We start from the raw sequence: 16824 nt of genomic DNA, 5'->3' as shown, positions 1-16824 counted from the left end.
CCCGGACCTGCCACGACGTGAAGCGCTTCGACACCCGTCCCCGCCAGAGCGCCCGGAAGGCCCCGGAGCCGTCGGCGACGACACCCGCCAGCCCTTCGGCCGCCGCACCGGCGCGGTCCGCCGCGAGGGGCGCCGCCCTTTTTTCGCGGGCGGTCCGCCCGCCTCGCCGGACACGTCCACCGGCTCTGGTGACGCGGACCTCCCTGCGGCACGTCCCCGGCGGGTGCCGGGGCGGGACCGTCTCGGCTACCTTCGGCAGGGTGAGCAATCTGGACACCCATCCCGCCGAAGAGCGCGTCTGCGGCGGAGAGGTCGACCCCGCCGGCACCGCAGTGTCCGGCGACACCGAACTCCTCGAACCGCGCGAGGTCCCGCTCGGCGGCCCGCGCGCCATGCTGGTCCGCCGCGCCCTGCCGGGGAAGAACCGCCGCATGGTCGGCGCGTGGTGCTTCGCCGACGTCTACGGACCCACCGGCGTCGCCGACGGCCCCGGCATGCAGGTGCCGCCGCACCCCCACATCGGCCTGCAGACCGTGAGCTGGCTGGTCCAGGGCTCGGTCCACCACCTGGACGGCCTGGGCTCGGACCAGTTGGTCCGCCCCGGCCAGCTCAACCTCATGACCGCCGGACACGGCATCGCCCACTCCGAGCGCTCCCCCGCCGACGCCCCGCCGCTGCTGCACGGCGCCCAGCTGTGGATCGCCCTGCCCGGGGACGACCGCGAGGGGCCGGCCCGCTTCGAACACCACGCCGACCTGCCCGCCTTCGACCTGCCCGGCACGGACGCGCCGGGGGCCAGGGTCACGGTGATCGCCGGAGAGGTGGACGGCCGCCGCTCCCCCGCCCGCGTGCACACCCCGCTCATGGGCGCCGAGGTCGTGCTGGAGCCCGGGGCCCGGGTGCGCCTGCCCCTGGACGCCTCCTTCGAACACGGTGTCCTGCCCCTGGACGCGCCCGTGCGGGTCCTCGGCCACGACGTCGAGGCCGGTGCGCTGCTCTACGCGGGAGAGGGGCGCACGGAGGTGGAACTGCGGGCCGATGAGACCGCGCACGTACTGGTGATCGGCGGTGAGCCCTTCACCGAGGACCTGGTGATGTGGTGGAACTTCGTCGGCCGCGACCACGACGAGATCGTGCGGGCCCGCCGCGCCTGGGAGAGCGACCGGGACGGCGCCGTCGACGCGGACGGGCGGCGCTTCGCCGCGGTCGCGGCCGACGACGACGCGGCCCTCCCGGCTCCGGATCTGCCCAACGCGCGCCTGCGCGCACGCCCGCGCCACCGCGGCGCGTAGCCGCCCGCGACTGTCGGCCGGGGTCTGCCGGGGCGGGGCGCGTCCGCGTGCCACGGCCCGGCAGACCCCGGCCGCGCCCTTGTGGTCCCGGGCCTGCGTCCGCCGGGAACCGGCCGGTTCCCGTGACGAGTGCCCCGCCCCCGGCGGTCGCCGCCACGCGCGCGGGCAAGAGCGGCTGAAGGTTTCCGGTAAGCACCCCTTGTCGTTTCCGTCCCTCGTGCGAGTCTGGACAAAAGGAAACGAAGAGAGCATCGTGGGGCGACACCCTGTCCAGGCTTCCCGTCCCACGATGCTGACCAGGCCAACTCCTGCTACGGTGCGGATCGCGAACTACGGGATGATTTAGGAGACCTGAACATGGTCCAACAGACTCGCGAGCAGTGGGGATCGCGCGCGGGCTTCCTGATGGCGGCGATCGGCTCCGCCATCGGTCTGGGCAACATCTGGCGATTCCCCTACATCGCCTACGAGAACGGCGGCGGCGCCTTCATGCTGCCCTACCTCATCGCCCTGCTCACCGCCGGTATCCCGCTGCTGATCCTGGAGTACAGCATCGGGCACCGCTACCGCTCCTCCGCGCCGCTGTCCTACCGGCGCATCACGCGGCCCGCCGAGGCCATCGGCTGGTGGCAGGTGGCCATCTGCTTCGTCATCGCGGTCTACTACGCCGTGATCGTGGCCTGGGCCGCCCGGTTCGCGTGGTTCTCCATCGGGCAGCAGTGGGGCGACGACCCCAACGCGTTCTTCTTCGAGGACTTCCTCCAGATGAGCGAGGGGCCCGGCATGGTCTCGGGCTACGTGGCGGGTGTGGCCTGGCCGCTCGTGGGCGTGTGGGTCGTGGTGCTGCTCATCCTGGCGCTGGGCGTGCGCAACGGCATCGAGAAGGCCAACAAGATCTTCATCCCGCTGCTGGTGGTGCTGTTCCTGGTCCTGGTCGTGCAGGCGCTCACCCTGGAGGGGGCCGCGACCGGTCTGAACGCCCTGTTCACGCCCGACTGGAGTGCCATGCTCAACGGCAGCGTCTGGATCGCCGCCTACGGGCAGATCTTCTTCTCCCTGTCCGTGGGCTTCGCCATCATGGTCACCTACGCCTCCTACCTGCGCCGTAGGGCCGACCTGACCGGCTCGGCGATGGTGGCGGGCTTCGCCAACAGCTCCTTCGAGCTGCTCGCGGGCATCGGCGTGTTCGCCGCCCTGGGCTTCATGGCCACCGCCGCGGGCACCGGGGTCGAGGCCGTGGCCGCCGACGGCATCGGCCTGGCCTTCGTCGCCTTCCCGCAGATCATCTCGACCCTGCCCATCGGCGGCGCGCTGTTCGGGGTGCTCTTCTTCGGCTCCCTGGTGATCGCGGGCCTGACCTCGCTGATCAGCATCGTCCAGGTGATCGTCTCCGCGGTGCAGGACCGCACCGGCCTGGGCCGCATCCAGACCGTGCTGCTGGTGGGCGGCGCCACCGCGCTGGCCTCGATCCTGCTCTTCCCCACGCCCGAGGGGCTGCACTTCCTCGACGTGTTCGACCACTTCATCAACCAGTACGGCATCGTGCTGGCCGGGCTCGTCATGATCGTGGTCTTCGGCTGGATCGCGCGCAGGCTGCCGATGTTCCAGGAGCACACCAACGCGATCTCCTCGATCCGGCTCGGCCTGTGGTGGAAGGCCACGCTGGGCGTGGTCACCCCGATCCTGCTCGGCTTCATGATGTGGGACAGCCTGCGCACGGAGCTGACCGAGAACTACGCGGGCTACTCGACCGGGTTCCTGCTGGCCGCCGGATGGGGTCTGGCCATCGGCGTGATCGTCTTCGGGATCGTCGTCTCGCTCTTCCCCTGGAAGCGCGCCGACGCCCTGGCCCGCGAGGACGCCGACACCGAGGAAGCCACGACCAAGGAAGGGGAACGCTGATGACCACCAGCGCGATCGTCATGATGGCCGTCGCCATGATCCTGCTGTGGGGCGGGCTCATCGCGGCCATCGTCCACCTGCGCCGCCACCCCGAGAAGCCCGAAGAGGGGTAGCCGCGCCCGAACGGCGACGGGGCGGTGGGAGCCGATCGGCTCCCACCGCCCCGTCGCCGTTCGGGCGCCCTCGCGGGAGGCCGCCTACTTCGCGGCGAACTCGCGGACGATGCGCTCGCAGAAGGCGGGCAGGTCGTCGGGGTTGCGGCTGGTGGTGATCCCCTGGTCGGTGACCACCTCCTCCTCCACGACGGTCCCGCCCGCGTTGCGGATGTCGGTGCGCAGGCTGGGGTAGGAGGTCACGGTGCGCCCCCGCACCACGTCGGCCTCCACCAGGATCCACGGCCCGTGGCAGATGGCTGCCACGGGCTTGCCCGCGGCCACGAAGTCGCGGACGAACCCCACCGCGTTCTCGTCCGAGCGCAGGTTGTCCGGGTTGACGGTCCCGCCGGGGACCACCAGGGCGTCGTAGTCGTCCACCCCGACCTCGGACACCACGCGGTCCACGTCGAAGGTGTCCGCGGGTTCGATGTCGCCGTTCATCGCCTGGATCCGCCCGGACTTGAGCGAAACCAGGTCGATGGTGGCGCCCTCCTCGTTCAGCGCCTTGCGCGGTGTGACGAGTTCGACCTGCTCGACCCCGTCCGCGGCCAGAATCGCGACCCGACGGCCGTTGAGCTTGTCGGCCATGGCTGCCCCCTCAGAGCTGGACTCTTTCCGGCACCCTCCGTGCCGCGTTGGCGCCCCTACCCGCACAGGCCGTGCTCTCACACCACCCGCCGGGGAGGCCCGCGCCACGTTCGGGGGCTCAGCCGCGCGACCTCTGGGTGACGGCGACGCACACGAGGACGACGACGGCGGCGACGGGCGCGGCCGGGGTCAGCGGCTCCCCCACCAGCAGCACCGCCCACACCAGGGTCAGCAGCGGCTGGGCGAGTTGGAGTTGGCTGGCCCGGGCGACGCCCATCGCGCCCATCCCCCGGTACCAGACCACGAACGCGCCGAACTGCGACACCGCGGCGAGGTAGGCCATACCCGCGAGTGCGCGCGGCGCGGCGTCCACCGGTTCGGCGGCCAGAGCCCACAGCGCGGCGGGCACGGTCAGCGGCGCGGCGGCGACCAGCGCCCAGGCGATGACCTGCCAGCCCGGCATGTGCGCGGCCAGCCGACCGCCCTCGGCGTACCCTGCGGCGCACAGCACCAGGGCCGCCAGCAGGTACAGGTCGGCCGGGCCGGGTGTTCCGCCGCTGCGCACCAGCGCGAACGCGACGACGGCCGCGGCGCCGCACACCGCGGCCGTCCAGAACCGGCGCGAGGGACGCACCGGGCTGCGGCGCAGGGCGAACACGGCGGTGGTGAGCGGCAGCAGCCCGACCACGACCGCGGCGTGGGAGGTCGAGGAGGCCTGGAGCGCGAGCGTGCTGAACAGCGGGAACGCCGCCACGCAGCCCAGCGCGACCACGGCGATGCCCCGCCGGTGGACGCGGTCGGGCAGCGGGGCGCGGACCGCCGCGAGGCAGCAGCCCGCCAGCGCGGCGGCCAGCGCGCACCGCACCACCGCCACGCTCCAGGGCCCGAAGCCCTCCAGTGCCCACGCGGTGGCCGGAAGGGTGAACGAGAACCCGAGGACGCCGAGCGCCGCACACAGTGTCGCGCCGAGCACCGCTACTCCGCGCGTCGCGATAGCGCTATCTTGTGTCTTCATGAAACAGCGTAGCAGCGTGCGGGAATTGACGGATTCTCTACGTGGGGAGATCAACCGCTACTCCCCTGGGGAGAAGCTGCCGTCGAGCCGGGCACTGGTGGACCGCTACGGCGTGAGCCCGGTGACCGTGTCGCGGGCCGTCGCGGCGCTGGTCGCCGAGGGCGTGGTGGTCACCCGCCCCGGCGCCGGGGCGTTCCGTGCGGGCGCAGGCGCCTCCGGGCGCCCGGTCGGCGACACCTCATGGCAGGAGGTCGCGCTGAGCGCGGAGACGGCGGCGGCCTCCGGCGAGCCGGTCCCGCGCACCGTGGACGCCTCCGGGGTGCTGGCCACCCTCACCCCGCCCGCCCTGGGAGTCATCGTGTTCAACGGCGGCTACCTGCACCCCGCTCTCCAGCCCGAGCAGGCCATGGGCGCCGCACTGGCCCGCGCGGGTCGGCGCCCGGGAGCCTGGGCACGCCCGCCCGCGGAAGGGGTGGAGGAGCTGCGCGGCTGGTTCGCCCGTCAGATCGGCGGCTCCGTCGGCTCGGCCGACGTGCTGGTCACCGCGGGCGGGCAGAGCGCGCTGACCACCACGCTGCGCGCCCTGGCCCATCCGGGGGCGCCCGTGCTGGTGGAGTCGCCCACCTATCCCGGTCTGCTGGCCATCGTGCGGGCCGCGGGCCTGCGGCCCGCCCCCGTCCCGGTGGACGCCGAGGGGATCCGCACCGACTTGTTGGAAGAGGCGTTCGCCGCCAGCGGCGCCCGTGTGCTGGTGTGCCAACCCCTCTTCCACAACCCCACCGGAACGGTCCTGGCTCCGGCCAGACGGGGCGAGGTGGTGCGGATCGCGCGCGCCGCGGGCGCGTTCGTCGTGGAGGACGACTTCGCCCGCCACCTGGCGCACGCCGACGCCGCAGCCCCGCCGCCTCCGCTGGCGGCCGAGGACCCCGACGGCACCGTGGTGCACGTGCGGTCACTGACCAAGGCGACCTCGCCCAGTCTGCGCGTGGGGGCGATCGCCGCGCGGGGACCGGTGACGCGGCGCCTGCGCGCGATCCAGCTGGTGGACAGCTTCTTCGTGGCGCGCCCCCTCCAGGAGGCCGTGCTGGAGCTGGTCGGCTCCCCCGCCTGGGGCCGACACCTGCGTGCGGTCGCGGCGGGCCTGCGCGAGCGCCGCACGGCCATGGCCGCGGCCCTGGTGCGGGAACTGCCCGAACTGGCGGCGCCGCACCTGCCCGCGGGCGGGTACCACCTGTGGCTGCGGCTTCCCGGTGAGACCGACGAGGCCGCGCTCGTGTCGGCGGCGCTGCGCGCCGGGGTGGCGGTGGCCGCGGGCCAGGCCTACTTCCCGGCGGAGCCGACCGCCCCCCACCTGCGGCTCAGTTACGGCGGCGCGGCCGGGACCGCCGAGATCATCGAGGGGGTGCGCCGCCTGCGCGCCGCGTTCGCCGGTACCGCGCCCGGGGAGTGAGGGGTGCTGCCGCTGACGCCGTCCGCCGCGCCCGTCCCGGAGGAGCGCTTACCCCAGGGTGTCCTGCGCGCTCTCCCAGACACCGGCCGGAACCCGTTCCAGCAGGCCGATCGCCGCGTCGGCGCGCTCCCGGACGCGACCGGTCTCCAGCGGTCCGCGCTCCCAGGCCACCAGGTAACGGCCGCCGAGGCGGAACGGGCACACGCCCTCGCGCGCGAGAAGCCACTCCCGCACCGGTTCCCCCAGGACGGTCGCCGCGAAGGCCCCGTCGCCGGTCACCGCGGCGAACCGCTCGTCGAAGGCGGCCTCGCCCGCGGTCCAGGCGCGGGCGCCGTCGGTCCGGGGCTGGGGCGCACCGGCACCGGCCTCCTCCACCTGGAGCAGCGGCACGCCCGCGGGCAGGGCCACCGCCACCACGGTGTACACGTGCGCGACGGTGCGGTGGCGCTGCTGGGGATGGGGTGCGGCGTAGCCGTACTCGTAGGCCAGGACCCGGCGTCCGCGCAGTTCGGCGCACAGCACGTGCCTGGCCCGGGCGTTGGACCGCCGTTCCAGGAAGGGGACGCCCTCGAAGCGGTCGACCAGCTCGGGCCGCTCGCGGTCGTAGCGCCACCCCTCCCGCGAGGCCCACAGGGACAGGGCGCGGGAGCGGCGGCGTTCGGCGGCCGAGCCCGCGACCGCCGCCCCGATCACGCCGACGACCACCAGGGCCGCGATCACCAGAACCAGGACGGTGGTGGTCTCCATGGGGGTCTCCTCGTGCGCGGTGCGGTTCCTGACCTCTGAGACGCCGCGCGGTCCCCGACCGGTTCCACCCTTCTCACGGCCCCGCGCCCCACCGTCCGCGGCCCGCTCCACCTTTCGGTCCGGCCCCCGTGGGCTAGGACGCGGCGAAGACCTTGCCCGGGTTGAAGATGCCCCTCGGGTCCAGGGCGTCCTTGACGGCCCGGTGCATGGCGAGCACGTGCGGACCCATCTCCCGGGCGGCGCCGCGCATCTTGAGCAGGCCCACGCCGTGCTCGCCGGTGACCGTGCCGCCCAGGGCGATCGCCTCGTCCACGATCACCTCGAAGGCCTCCTGCGCGCGCTTCTTGGCGTCCTCGTCACCGGCCGGGACGATGAACAGGGGGTGCAGATTGCCGTCGCCGGCGTGCGCGATGTTGCCGATGCGGGTGTCGAAGCGCCTGCCGATCGCCTCGATGCGCTCCAGCATCAGGGGCACCTTCGCCTTGGGCAGGCACATGTCCTCGGTCAGCAGCGGGCCGAGCCGCTCCAGCGCCGGGTAGGCCAGGCGGCGGGCCTCGAACAGGGCCTCGGCCTCCTCCTCGTCGGTGGAGCGCACCGCGTAGACCGCGCCCTCGGCCTCGAAGCACGCCAGGATGCGGTCGGCCTCCTCCTCGCCCGCCGCCCCGGGCTGGTCGCTGCGCGCCAGCAGCAGCACCTCGCCCTCGGCGGACAGTCCCATGTTCTTCCAGTCGTCCACCGCCTGGAGGCAGAACCGGTCGATCAGCTCCATCGCCGAGGGCACCACCCCGGCCGCCGAGACCGCCGCGACGGCCCTTCCGGCCTCCACCAAGGAGTCGAAGTAACCGACCACGGTGTGCTCGGTGCCGGTACGCAGCGGCCGCATCCGCAGCGTCACCTCGGTGACCAGGCCCAGCGTCCCCTCCGAGCCCACCATGAGCCCGCACAGGTCGTAGCCGGTCACGCCCTTGGCGGTGGTCCGGCCCAGCCGCACCACCTCGCCCGAGCCCACGACCGCCTCCATGCCCAGCACGTAGTCGCGGGTGACCCCGTACTTGACGCAGCACAGGCCGCCCGCGTTGGTGGCCACATTGCCGCCGATGGTCGACCAGGGCGCGGAGGCCGGGTCCGGCGGGTACCACAGGCCGTCCCGCGCCACCCGCTCGCGCAGGTCGTTGTTGACCACGCCCGGCTGCACGGTGGCGGTCTGCTGCACGGGGTCGACCTCCAGGACCCGGTTCATCCGCTCGAAGGAGACCACGACCCAGCCGTCCACGGCGTTGGCCGCACCCGACAGCCCCGTCCCGGCTCCGCGCCCGACCACCGGGACGCCCAGTTCCGCGCACACGGCCACCGCGGCCGCCACATCCTGGGTGTGGCGGGGGCGTACAAGCGCGGCCGGGGCGCCGTGGGGAGCCCACTCGGCCTCGTCGTGGGAGTAGCCCTCCAGGACGGCGGGGTCGGTGACCACCTGCTCCGCGCCGACCGCTGTCGTCAGTCTCCCGGCGATCCCGGACATGAGCACACTCCCTCACCGCTCGCTCGGCCGCTCCGCTGCGCCGACGCCGCCAGCACTCTAACCGGACACCGGGCGCCGAAGACACCACCGCCCCCTGGTCAGGGCGGTCGGCGGCGAGCCCCGCCATGGACACGCCCCGGGGCGTCCCGGCGGGGACCGATGCGCCCGGTTACCCGAGACCTAGCATGGGTCCTCCAGGAAGCGAAGGAGTGCGTATGAAGACAGTCCTCGTCACGGGCGGCACCGGTACCCTGGGACGGCCCGTCGTGGAACGCCTGCGCCGGACCGGACACCAGGTGCGTGTCCTGAGCCGCCGCCCCGACCCGGACGACCCCGCGTCCTTCTCCGTGGACCTGCGCCGGGGCACCGGGCTGGCCGACGCGGTCCGGGGCGTGGACACCGTCGTGCACTGCGCCAGCGCGCCCGCGGGCGGCGACATCGAGTCGGCCACCCACCTGATCCGCGCGGTCCGCGAGGCGGGGGTGGCGCACCTGGTCTACGTCTCCATCGTCGGCGTGGACCGGGTTCCGCTGGGATACTACAAGGCCAAGCACACCGTGGAGAGCGCGCTGGCGGCCTCCGGTCTGGGGTGGACGGTGCTGCGCGCCACCCAGTTCCACGACTTGGTGCTCAGGCTGTGCGCGGGTGCGGCCCGCCTGCCGTTCATGCCCGTCCCCGACGTGGACGTGCAGCCCGTGGCGGTCGAGGAGGTCGCCTCCCGTCTGGCCCACCTGGCCGACCACCCTCCGGCCGGGCGCGTGGCGGACATGGGCGGCCCGCGCGTGGAGTCCTTCCGCGACCTGGCCGCGGCCTACCAACGCTGGGCGGGGACGGACCTGCGGACGGTGCCCGTACGCCTGCCGGGCGCCGTCTTCGCCGCCTACCGTGCCGGGGGCCACCTGGCCCCGGACCGGGCGGTGGGCAAGGTGACCTTCGCGGAGTTCCTGGACAGCCGGGACCCGGTTTGAACAATCTGTTGAAAACTATTCGTTGACAACTGGGGGTTTGCGCCTCCATTCTGGAGGCATGAGCGAGGAACAGCGCGAGAGCGCCTTCACCCGACCCGACCCGCGAAGCGCCCGCCGTATGCGCACCCACGAGGCACTGCTGCGCATCACCGAACGCCACGCCACCGGAGAGCACCGCACGCGCTGGGACGAGGCACGCATGCCCATGGCGCCCCTGGACGCCCTGCGGCGCGTCGCCGACCTGGCCGCGGGCGGCGCACATCCCGAGCCCGGCGCCCCGGCCGTGGACCAGGACGACCTCACCGCCGCCCTGACCCTGGTGCCCTGGGCGCGCGCTGAGTTCGACCAGTTGGAGGCCGGACTGCTCCAGATGTCCAAGGGACGCGGCATGACCTGGCAGGAGATCGCCTTCGGCCTCGGACTGGGCTCGGCCCAGGCCGCCCGCCAGCGCCACGAACGCCTCCTGCAGCGCGGCGAGAGCTGAGGCGCCGGGTCCGGTGGGCCGCGCGGCCACCGCCAGCCCCTCCCGATGGGTGTGGCGGACCAGGGCGACCGCGTCGTCGGCATCCGCGTGCACACCGACCCCGGGCTGTTGGCCTCACTGGTGTGAGGGGCCCGGGGGCTCTCCTCAGACCCGTTCGAGAGGTGTGTGGGCACCCCGGGGCGCCCGCACACGCACAGCCATACCGGGTTCGACCGTGCCGCTGGTCAGGACGACGCCCATGATCCCGGCCCTGCGGACCACGGTTCCGTCCTCCTCGCGGTGCAGAACCTGTTTGAGCAGCCCCCGGGAGAAGCCGTCGATCTGCGCACAGGGGTTGCGCAGGCCGGTGACCCGCACGCTGGCCCCGTCGCCGAAGGACAGGACGGTGCCCACAGACAGGGACAGCAGGTCCAAGCCGCGGGTGGTGATGTTCTCGCCCAGTTGTCCAGGGGCGACCGCGAACCCGGCCTCGCCGACCTCCTCCAGGAGCTCTGCGTGCACCAGGTGGACCTGGCGCAGGTTGGGCTGGTCGGGGTCCGCGGCGATCCGGGACAGGTGCTGGACGGTGGCGCCCAGGTGGGCGTCACCCTCCACGCCCAACCCCGCCAGAAGACGGATCCGGGGCAGGGCGGCCTTGCTGAACGTGTGGCCGGGACTGCTGCTGACCGACTCCACAACCGGGTCCATGGACGCCATCCCCTCGCTCGCTCAGGTGTTCCGCGCCACAGCCTAGCCAGTCCGGCGCACCTGCCGGGAGGGAGCACCCCGGTCAGCCCGGCACCGCTCGCAGACCGCCCCGGCCGGGCCGCTCCAGGTCCTCCAGCGCGGCCGCGGTGGCCTCGTCGGTGGGCAGGTAGACGACCAACTGCTGGTCCTCGGTGTCCAGGGTCTCGTAGGACAGGCGCAGTGCACCCGCGACCGGGTGGGCCAGGTGCTCCACCCCCGTGCGCGGGGGCGCCGACGGCGCGGCCCGCATCCGGTCGGTGAACGCGGCACCGGCCACGATCGACAGCTCCTCCACCAGGTGGGCCGTGTGCGGGTCCTCATGCGGGGACCAGGCCCTGAACACGGCCACCCACGCGTCGGCCACCCGGTCCCAGTCGGGGTAGGCCCGCCGGGCGCGGTCGTCGGCGAACAGGAACCAGACCCGGTTGGGCGGGTCCCCCTCCGTGAGCCCGACCGGCCCGGCCAGGCGCTCGTAGGCACGGGTGTGGGCCACGACGTCGCCGAGCCGGTTCAGCAGTACCGCCGGGGTGTGCGCCATCCGCTCCAGCAGCGCTCGCACCGTGGGCCGCATGGTGGACCTGTACGCCGACGCCGGGGGCAACGTCATCGACACCGCCTCGGCCTACGGCGACAGCGAGGAGGTCATGGGCGGCCTGCTGCGCCGACGCCGGGACCGGTTCGTGCTGGCCACCAAGTACACGCTCACCCGCGACCCCGCCGACCCCAACGCGGGCGGCAGCCACCACAAGAACCTCACCCTGTCCCTGGAGCGGAGCCTGCGCAGGCTGGGTACCGACCACGTCGACCTGCTGTGGGTGCACGTGTGGGACGAACACACGCCGGTGGAGGAGACCATGCGGGCCCTGGACAACGCCGTGCGCGCGGGCAAGGTCCTGTACACGGGCGTCTCCAACACGCCCGCGCGGGTCGTGGCGCGGGCCGACACACTGGCCCGGTGGCGCGACTGGACGCCCTTCGCCGGGATCCAGGTGCCCTACAACCTGCTGCACCGCGACGTCGAACGCGAACTGCTGCCGATGGCCGAGGCCCTGGGCATGAGCGTGGCCGCCTACGGGGGACTCGCCGCGGGCGTGCTCTCGGGCAAGTACACCCGACCGGGCGGCGCCCCGTCCGGCACCAGGGTCGACCCGGCCTCCCTGACCGAGCGCGACCACCGGGCGGCCCGCGCGGTGGTCGAGGTCGCCGAGGAGCTGGGGGCGAGCCCCTCCCAGGTCGCGATCGCCTGGACCCTGGCGCGCTCGCGCACGGTGCACCCCATCGTCGGCGCGCGCGACGCCGAACAGCTGGCCGACAACCTGGGCGCGGTGGACGTGCACCTGCCGCTGGAGGCACGGGAGCGCCTGGACGCCGCGGCGGGCGTGGAGCCGGGCTACCCCGCCGACGACGTCACCGCCTCGCGCCGCTGGATCTCCGGCGAGGCCGACGCCCGGCTGGAGGGGCGCCTGTACCTGCCACCACGCGGGTGAGGAAGGCCCGAGGCCACGGCCGCGCCGACCGTGGTGACGCGCACCACACCGGCGGGGGTATGGACATCACGGAGCCGGGGCACAACCGTCGGCGACGAGGCCACCGCCGCGCGGCCTCCCCTCACCCCCGGACGTGCGCGGCCCGACCCATGGACGGGGCACCATGACCACCACCCTCCACCGGATCCGCGTCCTGGCAGCCGCCGGGGCCGTGACCGCCCTGCTCGGCGGCTGCGCCGGAGCGCAGGAGCAGGACGCGGCGAACCCCGCCCCCTCGGCCGCCGACGCCTCCCCTCCCGGCGACGCGGACACCGCCTCCCCCTCCGCCGCTGCACCGGCGCCGCCCGAGGCCGCCGACGGCACCGACCTGGAGGCCTGCGCCGACGCCGACTGCGAGGTGCTGGTGGAGAGCGGCGACGAGTTCGCCATGGACGGCTCCCACGGCGTGGACCGGTTCGTGGTCGACGCCGTGGGCGAGGACGGGCTGGACGTCAGCGGCTACGGACCCGGCACCACCCTGTCGGGCCACCTCCCGCCTCCGATAGGAGGGGAGCCGGGGGGTGTGTTCGTCATGAACGGCTTCGAGATCACCCTGGTCGCCGTGACGGACTCCGGCGGCGTGGTGCGCCTCGCGCCCTGAGCGGCCAGGACCGCGGCCTCCCCCCGTCGGTGGAGGCCGCGGTCCGCGTAGCAGGGGGCGGGGAGGGCGAAAACCGTTGTCCCCGCCCGCCCCCGCCCGATAGAACGGCACCATGACCGAACTCGGAGCCGTCTTCCGCCCCCAACTGCCCCCCGAGCGTCTGCGCTCCGTGGCCCGCGCGGCCGACGAGGCCGGACTCGACCAGCTCTGGCTGTGGGAGGACTGCTTCCTGGAGAGCGGCGTGGCCGCCGCTTCGGCCGCCCTGGCCTGGACCGAGAACCTCACCGTGGGCGTGGGCCTGCTCCCCGTCCCCCTGCGCAACGCCGCCCTGACCGCCATGGAGACCGCCACCCTGCACCGGCTCTTCCCCGGCCGCGTACGCATCGGCGTGGGCCACGGCGTGCAGGACTGGATGGCCCAGGTCGGCGCGCGCCCCGACTCCCCTCTCGCCCTCCTGCGCGAACACCTGGACGCACTGCGCGCCCTGCTGGCCGGGGAGCGGGTCACCTCCCGGGGCCGCTACGTCACCCTGGACGAGGTCGCCCTGGACTACCCGCCCACCACCCCCGTCCCCGTACTGGCCGGCGCCCGCGGACCGCGGACCCTGCACCTGAGCGGACAGGCCGCCGACGGCACCATCCTGGACGCCGCGGCGGGCGTGGACGGCGTGCGGAGGGCACGACAGCTGGTCGACCGGGGACGCCAGGCCGCAGGGCGCCCGGGCCACCACCCCGTGACCGTCTACCTGCTCGCCGCCACCGGCCCCGACGCCGACCGGCGCATGGCCGCCGAACTGCGCGCCGAGGGCCTGACGCCGCAGACCGGCGTGGCAGGGGACGCCGACCGCGTCGCCGAGGCGGTGCGGCACATGGCCGAGGCCGGAGCCGACACCGTGGTGTTGCAGCCCACGGCCGACGAGCCCGACCCCGAGGGCTTCGTGCGCTTCACCGCCGAACGGGTCCGCCCGCTCCTGTCCTGAACCACTCACCGGCCGCGCCGGGTACCTGTCACACCGCGTCCGCCGCCACCGGTCGGCCCCATGGTCTGCGGCCGGGAACGGCCCGCTGGAAGGAAGAGAACCGATGCTGGACCTGAGTTTCGCGCCCGAACTGCGGTTCTTCCTGCCCTCACGGCACCGGAGCGGAACCGTGCTCGTGAAGGGCGACTCCACCTCCACCCTCGGACACGTCGTCCAGTCGTTGGGCATACCCCTGACCGAGGTCGGCGCGCTGCGCGTCGACGGCCGCGTCACCCCCGCCTCCCACATCCCCGCCCCAGGCGAGGCCGTGGAGGTCCTGCCCGTGCAGTACCCGCAGCGCCTGCCCTTCGCCGAGCCGCGGTTCCTGCTCGACGTGCACCTGGGTACCCTGGCCCGGCGCCTGCGCCTGCTGGGTCTGGACACCGCCTACGACAACGACCGCGACGACCCCTCCCTGTTCCGCCAGGCCAACGCCGAGGACAGGGTGCTGCTCACCCGCGACCGCGGACTGCTGAGCCGCAGCGGACTGCGGGCGGGCGGCTACGTGCGCGAGCAGCGGCCCGCCGGGCAGCTGCGCGAGGTGCTGGAGCGCTTCGCCCCGCCTCTGCGGCCCTGGACCCGCTGCCCGGCGTGCAACGGCGAACTGGTGCACGCCACCAAGGAGGAGGTGCGCCAGGACCTGGAGGCGGGTACCCGCGCCACCTACGACGTGTTCGCGCGCTGCTCCGGGTGCGAGCGGGTGTACTGGCCCGGCGCCCACCACTCCCGGCTGGCCCAGATCGTGCGCGAGGCCCAGGAGCTGGTGTCCGCGCGCCCCGGACCGGCCTGACCCGCACGGCGAGGGCGGGCTGGGCCCGGCCGGCCGAGGACGGCAGATCGTGTGCAGAGGACCTCCCAGAGGGTGCCTGCTCGGCCGACCGGTGGGACGACGACGGCCGCGCGGCGGGGGCGGGCCGGTCGGGCCTCTCAGGGTCTGTGGTCGTGGAACGGGCCGCCCGCGCCGAAGACGCGCTCGGCGAAGCGTTCGCCGATACGCCGGTGCGTGGCGGTGTCCGGGTGCAGTTCGTCGGGCAGCGGCAGCTCGGCGTTGTCCGCCTCACCGTAGAGTTCGCGCCCGTCGAGGTAGTGCAGGTTCGGGTCCTCGGCCGCGCGCTGGTGCACGATGCGCTCCAGTTCCTCGCGGATGACGGTGAGCGTCAGCTTTCCGGCGGCGCGCTCGCCGGGGTCGCCGGTGGCCCGGAACCGCAGTTCCCCGGTGCGCAGGGAGTCCGGGTCGAAGGCGCAGGGGCCGGGCGTGTCCTCGTGGATGGGGCACAGGATCGGCGAGACGACCAGCAGCGGCGTGCCGGGATGGCCTTCCCGGAGGGTGTCGAGGAAGCCGTGCACCGCGGGGCCGAAGGCGCGCAGGCGCATCAGGTCGGCGTTGACCAGGTTGATGCCGATCTTGAGGCTGATCAGGTCGGCGGGGGCCTCGCGCATGGCGCGGGCGGTGAACGGGTCGAGCAGGGCGCTGCCGCCCAGCCCCAGGTTGACCAGTTCCGCACCGCCGAGGGAGGCGGCCAGCGCGGGCCAGACGGCGGTGGGGCTGGCGGCGTTGGAGCCGTGGCTGATGGAGCTGCCGTGGTGCAGCCACACCCTGCGCCCCCGGCCGGGTGCGGGTTCGACGGCCGCGTCGGTGCGCAGGGCGACGAGTTCGGTGGTCTCGTTGTGCGGCAGCCAGATCTCGACGTCCTTGACGCGGTCGGGCAGGCCGGTGAAGCGCACGGTGGCCACCGGTCCGGGCCGGTGCTCGGCGGAGCCGGTGGCCATGTCGACGGTCAGGGTGTTGCCGCCGGTCGCGCTGGCCTGGTCGACGAGCTGACCGTCCACGAGCAAGTCGTACACGCCGTCCGGGCGGGGCGGGGCGCCCGTGTAGGCGCGCTTGGTGGGCAGCGTGTCGAGTTCGACGGCGCTGGCCCGGGTCCGGAAGGCCAGTCGAACCCCGGAGGGTTGGGACTCGGCCATGAGCAGCTGCGGGTCCTCGCACTGGGCGCGGGCCCGCGCGGGCAGCCGGTGCGGCAGCACGCCGTGCTCGGTGCGCTCCAGGTCCAGGGCGCCGCGCAGGAGGTCCGCGGTCAGGGGTGTGGTGGTCCAGTGGTGCTGGGTGTGCATGGTGTCAACCTGGTGGTCGGGGCCGTCGTGAAGTCCGGTGGGTCGGTGGGCGCGCGGCTCGGTGCCGACGGGAGGGCGCGGGCCGCTGTCAGGGCTCGGGCCAGTTGCGCAGCAGGGCGTCGAGGGCGTCCAGGGTCCGTGTCCAGGTCTCCTGGGTGTCGGGGGCGCTGTGGCTGAACCCTCCGCCCAGTTCCAGGGTCACGTAGCCGTGGAAGACGCTGCCCAGCAGGCGGACCGCGTGCGTCTGGTCCGGCTCGGACAGGTCGTAGCCGCGCAGGATCGCCCGCGTCATCTGTGCGTGCCGCACACCGGCGCTGGCTGCGGCCGTCTGCGGGTCGAGTCTGAACTGGGCGGCGGCGTAGCGGCCCGGATGCTCGCGGGCGTAGTCGCGGTAGACGTTGGCCAGGGCGGTCAGGGCGTCCTTGCCCGCCCGTCCGGCCAGGGCGTCGGAGGCCCGGTCGGCGAGCTCCTCCAGGGCGAGCAGGGCGATCTGGGTTCTCAGGTCCTGGGAGTTGCGCAGGTGTGAGTACAGGCTGGCGACCTTGACGTCGAAGCGCCGGGCCAGTTCGGAGACGGTCACCCGCTCGAAGCCGACCTCGTCGGCGAGTTCGGCTCCCGCCTCGGTGAGCCGTTCGGTGGTCAGTCCCGCACGTACCATAGCCTCTCTCCTCTCTGCCAGAAACCACTGTACTTTTCCCTAAAGGCTTTAGGCAAGAGGTTGTGG

17 protein-coding genes and 1 pseudogene are annotated in these 16824 nt (G+C 73.9%); 10 read left to right on the top strand and 8 right to left on the bottom strand.

The annotated features are described in order from the left end of the window. Positions 1–260 precede the first annotated feature (260 nt). The 3 genes from AC0VX6_RS13835 (at position 261) to AC0VX6_RS13825 (ending at position 3307) form a co-directional block, all read left to right on the top strand. Entirely contained in the window at positions 261–1292 is a 1032-nt protein-coding gene (locus AC0VX6_RS13835) for a pirin family protein (RefSeq protein WP_475469055.1), read from the top strand. Positions 1293–1649: 357 nt separating this feature from the next. Then, positions 1650–3194: a sodium-dependent transporter gene (locus tag AC0VX6_RS13830; RefSeq protein WP_475469053.1), complete on the top strand. Its 1545-nt coding sequence runs from the start codon at positions 1650–1652 to the stop codon at positions 3192–3194. Beyond that, positions 3194–3307: a methionine/alanine import family NSS transporter small subunit gene (locus tag AC0VX6_RS13825; RefSeq protein WP_212639894.1), complete on the top strand. Its 114-nt coding sequence runs from the start codon at positions 3194–3196 to the stop codon at positions 3305–3307. Before AC0VX6_RS13830 ends, AC0VX6_RS13825 begins: the two co-directional genes overlap by 1 nt. Positions 3308–3391: 84 nt before the next feature. On the opposite strand, the gene AC0VX6_RS13820 is transcribed toward AC0VX6_RS13825, so the two are convergent. Both AC0VX6_RS13820 and AC0VX6_RS13815 read right to left on the bottom strand, forming a co-directional pair. Further along, positions 3392–3937, bottom strand: coding sequence for a type 1 glutamine amidotransferase domain-containing protein (locus AC0VX6_RS13820; RefSeq protein ID WP_274977935.1), 546 nt, complete (start codon positions 3935–3937; stop codon positions 3392–3394). 118 nt (positions 3938–4055) lie between these two features. Continuing rightward, the gene (locus tag AC0VX6_RS13815; protein WP_475469051.1) at positions 4056–4910 is read right to left on the bottom strand and encodes a DMT family transporter; all 855 of its coding nucleotides are present in this window, start codon (positions 4908–4910) and stop codon (positions 4056–4058) included. Between the two features lie 40 nt (positions 4911–4950). On the opposite strand from AC0VX6_RS13815, the gene AC0VX6_RS13810 reads away from it, so the two are divergent. Next, positions 4951–6402 (top strand): aminotransferase-like domain-containing protein, encoded by a 1452-nt coding sequence (locus AC0VX6_RS13810; protein WP_475469049.1) that lies wholly within the window; start codon positions 4951–4953, stop codon positions 6400–6402. A 48-nt stretch (positions 6403–6450) separates the two neighbouring features. Here the strand turns inward: AC0VX6_RS13810 and AC0VX6_RS13805 are convergent, their stop codons facing one another. After that, complete coding sequence (locus AC0VX6_RS13805; RefSeq protein ID WP_274977932.1) at positions 6451–7149, bottom strand: hypothetical protein; 699 nt, start codon at positions 7147–7149, stop codon at positions 6451–6453. A 133-nt stretch (positions 7150–7282) separates the two neighbouring features. Continuing rightward, positions 7283–8665, bottom strand: a complete 1383-nt coding sequence (locus AC0VX6_RS13800) for an FAD-binding oxidoreductase (RefSeq protein ID WP_475469047.1) — start codon at positions 8663–8665, stop codon at positions 7283–7285. Positions 8666–8880: 215 nt separating this feature from the next. Here AC0VX6_RS13800 and AC0VX6_RS13795 point away from each other — a divergent pair, with 215 nt between their 5' ends. After that, complete coding sequence (locus AC0VX6_RS13795; protein WP_475469045.1) at positions 8881–9633, top strand: SDR family oxidoreductase; 753 nt, start codon at positions 8881–8883, stop codon at positions 9631–9633. Between the two features lie 58 nt (positions 9634–9691). Then, positions 9692–10117, top strand: coding sequence for a DNA-binding protein (locus AC0VX6_RS13790; protein ID WP_274977930.1), 426 nt, complete (start codon positions 9692–9694; stop codon positions 10115–10117). Positions 10118–10261: 144 nt separating this feature from the next. On the opposite strand, the gene AC0VX6_RS13785 is transcribed toward AC0VX6_RS13790, so the two are convergent. Together AC0VX6_RS13785 and AC0VX6_RS13780 are read right to left on the bottom strand one after the other, a co-directional pair. Beyond that, entirely contained in the window at positions 10262–10804 is a 543-nt protein-coding gene (locus tag AC0VX6_RS13785) for an MOSC domain-containing protein (protein WP_274978143.1), read from the bottom strand. A gap of 82 nt (positions 10805–10886) precedes the next feature. Continuing rightward, the gene (locus tag AC0VX6_RS13780) at positions 10887–11381 is read right to left on the bottom strand and encodes an MmyB family transcriptional regulator (protein ID WP_475469342.1); all 495 of its coding nucleotides are present in this window, start codon (positions 11379–11381) and stop codon (positions 10887–10889) included. 28 nt (positions 11382–11409) lie between these two features. Between AC0VX6_RS13780 and AC0VX6_RS13775 the strand changes: the two are divergent. The 4 genes and pseudogenes from AC0VX6_RS13775 to AC0VX6_RS13760 all read left to right on the top strand — a co-directional run. Next, positions 11410–12330, top strand: a pseudogene (locus tag AC0VX6_RS13775) (aldo/keto reductase); the annotation flags it as partial. 163 nt (positions 12331–12493) lie between these two features. Next, positions 12494–12970 carry a hypothetical protein gene (locus AC0VX6_RS13770; protein ID WP_475469043.1) on the top strand — a complete coding sequence of 159 codons (477 nt, stop codon included), beginning with the start codon at positions 12494–12496 and terminating at the stop codon, positions 12968–12970. Positions 12971–13082: 112 nt separating this feature from the next. Continuing rightward, positions 13083–13949, top strand: a complete 867-nt coding sequence (locus tag AC0VX6_RS13765) for an LLM class flavin-dependent oxidoreductase (protein ID WP_475469041.1) — start codon at positions 13083–13085, stop codon at positions 13947–13949. A gap of 103 nt (positions 13950–14052) precedes the next feature. After that, positions 14053–14778, top strand: a complete 726-nt coding sequence (locus AC0VX6_RS13760) for a Mut7-C RNAse domain-containing protein (RefSeq protein WP_475469039.1) — start codon at positions 14053–14055, stop codon at positions 14776–14778. A 137-nt stretch (positions 14779–14915) separates the two neighbouring features. Here AC0VX6_RS13760 and AC0VX6_RS13755 read toward each other — a convergent pair whose 3' ends face one another. Beyond that, entirely contained in the window at positions 14916–16100 is a 1185-nt protein-coding gene (locus AC0VX6_RS13755) for a GDSL-type esterase/lipase family protein (RefSeq protein ID WP_475469037.1), read from the bottom strand. A gap of 88 nt (positions 16101–16188) precedes the next feature. After that, the gene (locus AC0VX6_RS13750) at positions 16189–16758 is read right to left on the bottom strand and encodes a TetR/AcrR family transcriptional regulator (protein WP_475469035.1); all 570 of its coding nucleotides are present in this window, start codon (positions 16756–16758) and stop codon (positions 16189–16191) included. Positions 16759–16824 lie beyond the last annotated feature (66 nt).

The organism is Nocardiopsis sp. iso_25 (assembly GCF_056173305.1).
Note: the sequence above shows the minus strand (reverse complement) of the source record. Positions and strands in the feature narration are given on the sequence as shown.

Excerpts from the sequence above, each read along its gene's own strand:
- AC0VX6_RS13830 (WP_475469053.1), top strand. The coding sequence starts at position 1,650 with ATGGTCCAACAGACTCGCGAGCAGTGGGGATCGCGCGCGGGCTTCCTG.
- AC0VX6_RS13825 (WP_212639894.1), top strand. The coding sequence starts at position 3,194 with ATGACCACCAGCGCGATCGTCATGATGGCCGTCGCCATGATCCTGCTG.
- AC0VX6_RS13820 (WP_274977935.1), bottom strand. The coding sequence starts at position 3,937 with ATGGCCGACAAGCTCAACGGCCGTCGGGTCGCGATTCTGGCCGCGGAC.
- AC0VX6_RS13810 (WP_475469049.1), top strand. The coding sequence starts at position 4,951 with ATGAAACAGCGTAGCAGCGTGCGGGAATTGACGGATTCTCTACGTGGG.
- AC0VX6_RS13805 (WP_274977932.1), bottom strand. The coding sequence starts at position 7,149 with ATGGAGACCACCACCGTCCTGGTTCTGGTGATCGCGGCCCTGGTGGTC.
- AC0VX6_RS13800 (WP_475469047.1), bottom strand. The coding sequence starts at position 8,665 with ATGTCCGGGATCGCCGGGAGACTGACGACAGCGGTCGGCGCGGAGCAG.
- AC0VX6_RS13795 (WP_475469045.1), top strand. The coding sequence starts at position 8,881 with ATGAAGACAGTCCTCGTCACGGGCGGCACCGGTACCCTGGGACGGCCC.
- AC0VX6_RS13790 (WP_274977930.1), top strand. The coding sequence starts at position 9,692 with ATGAGCGAGGAACAGCGCGAGAGCGCCTTCACCCGACCCGACCCGCGA.
- AC0VX6_RS13785 (WP_274978143.1), bottom strand. The coding sequence starts at position 10,804 with ATGGACCCGGTTGTGGAGTCGGTCAGCAGCAGTCCCGGCCACACGTTC.
- AC0VX6_RS13780 (WP_475469342.1), bottom strand. The coding sequence starts at position 11,381 with ATGGCGCACACCCCGGCGGTACTGCTGAACCGGCTCGGCGACGTCGTG.
- AC0VX6_RS13770 (WP_475469043.1), top strand. The coding sequence starts at position 12,494 with ATGACCACCACCCTCCACCGGATCCGCGTCCTGGCAGCCGCCGGGGCC.
- AC0VX6_RS13765 (WP_475469041.1), top strand. The coding sequence starts at position 13,083 with ATGACCGAACTCGGAGCCGTCTTCCGCCCCCAACTGCCCCCCGAGCGT.
- AC0VX6_RS13760 (WP_475469039.1), top strand. The coding sequence starts at position 14,053 with ATGCTGGACCTGAGTTTCGCGCCCGAACTGCGGTTCTTCCTGCCCTCA.
- AC0VX6_RS13755 (WP_475469037.1), bottom strand. The coding sequence starts at position 16,100 with ATGCACACCCAGCACCACTGGACCACCACACCCCTGACCGCGGACCTC.
- AC0VX6_RS13750 (WP_475469035.1), bottom strand. The coding sequence starts at position 16,758 with ATGGTACGTGCGGGACTGACCACCGAACGGCTCACCGAGGCGGGAGCC.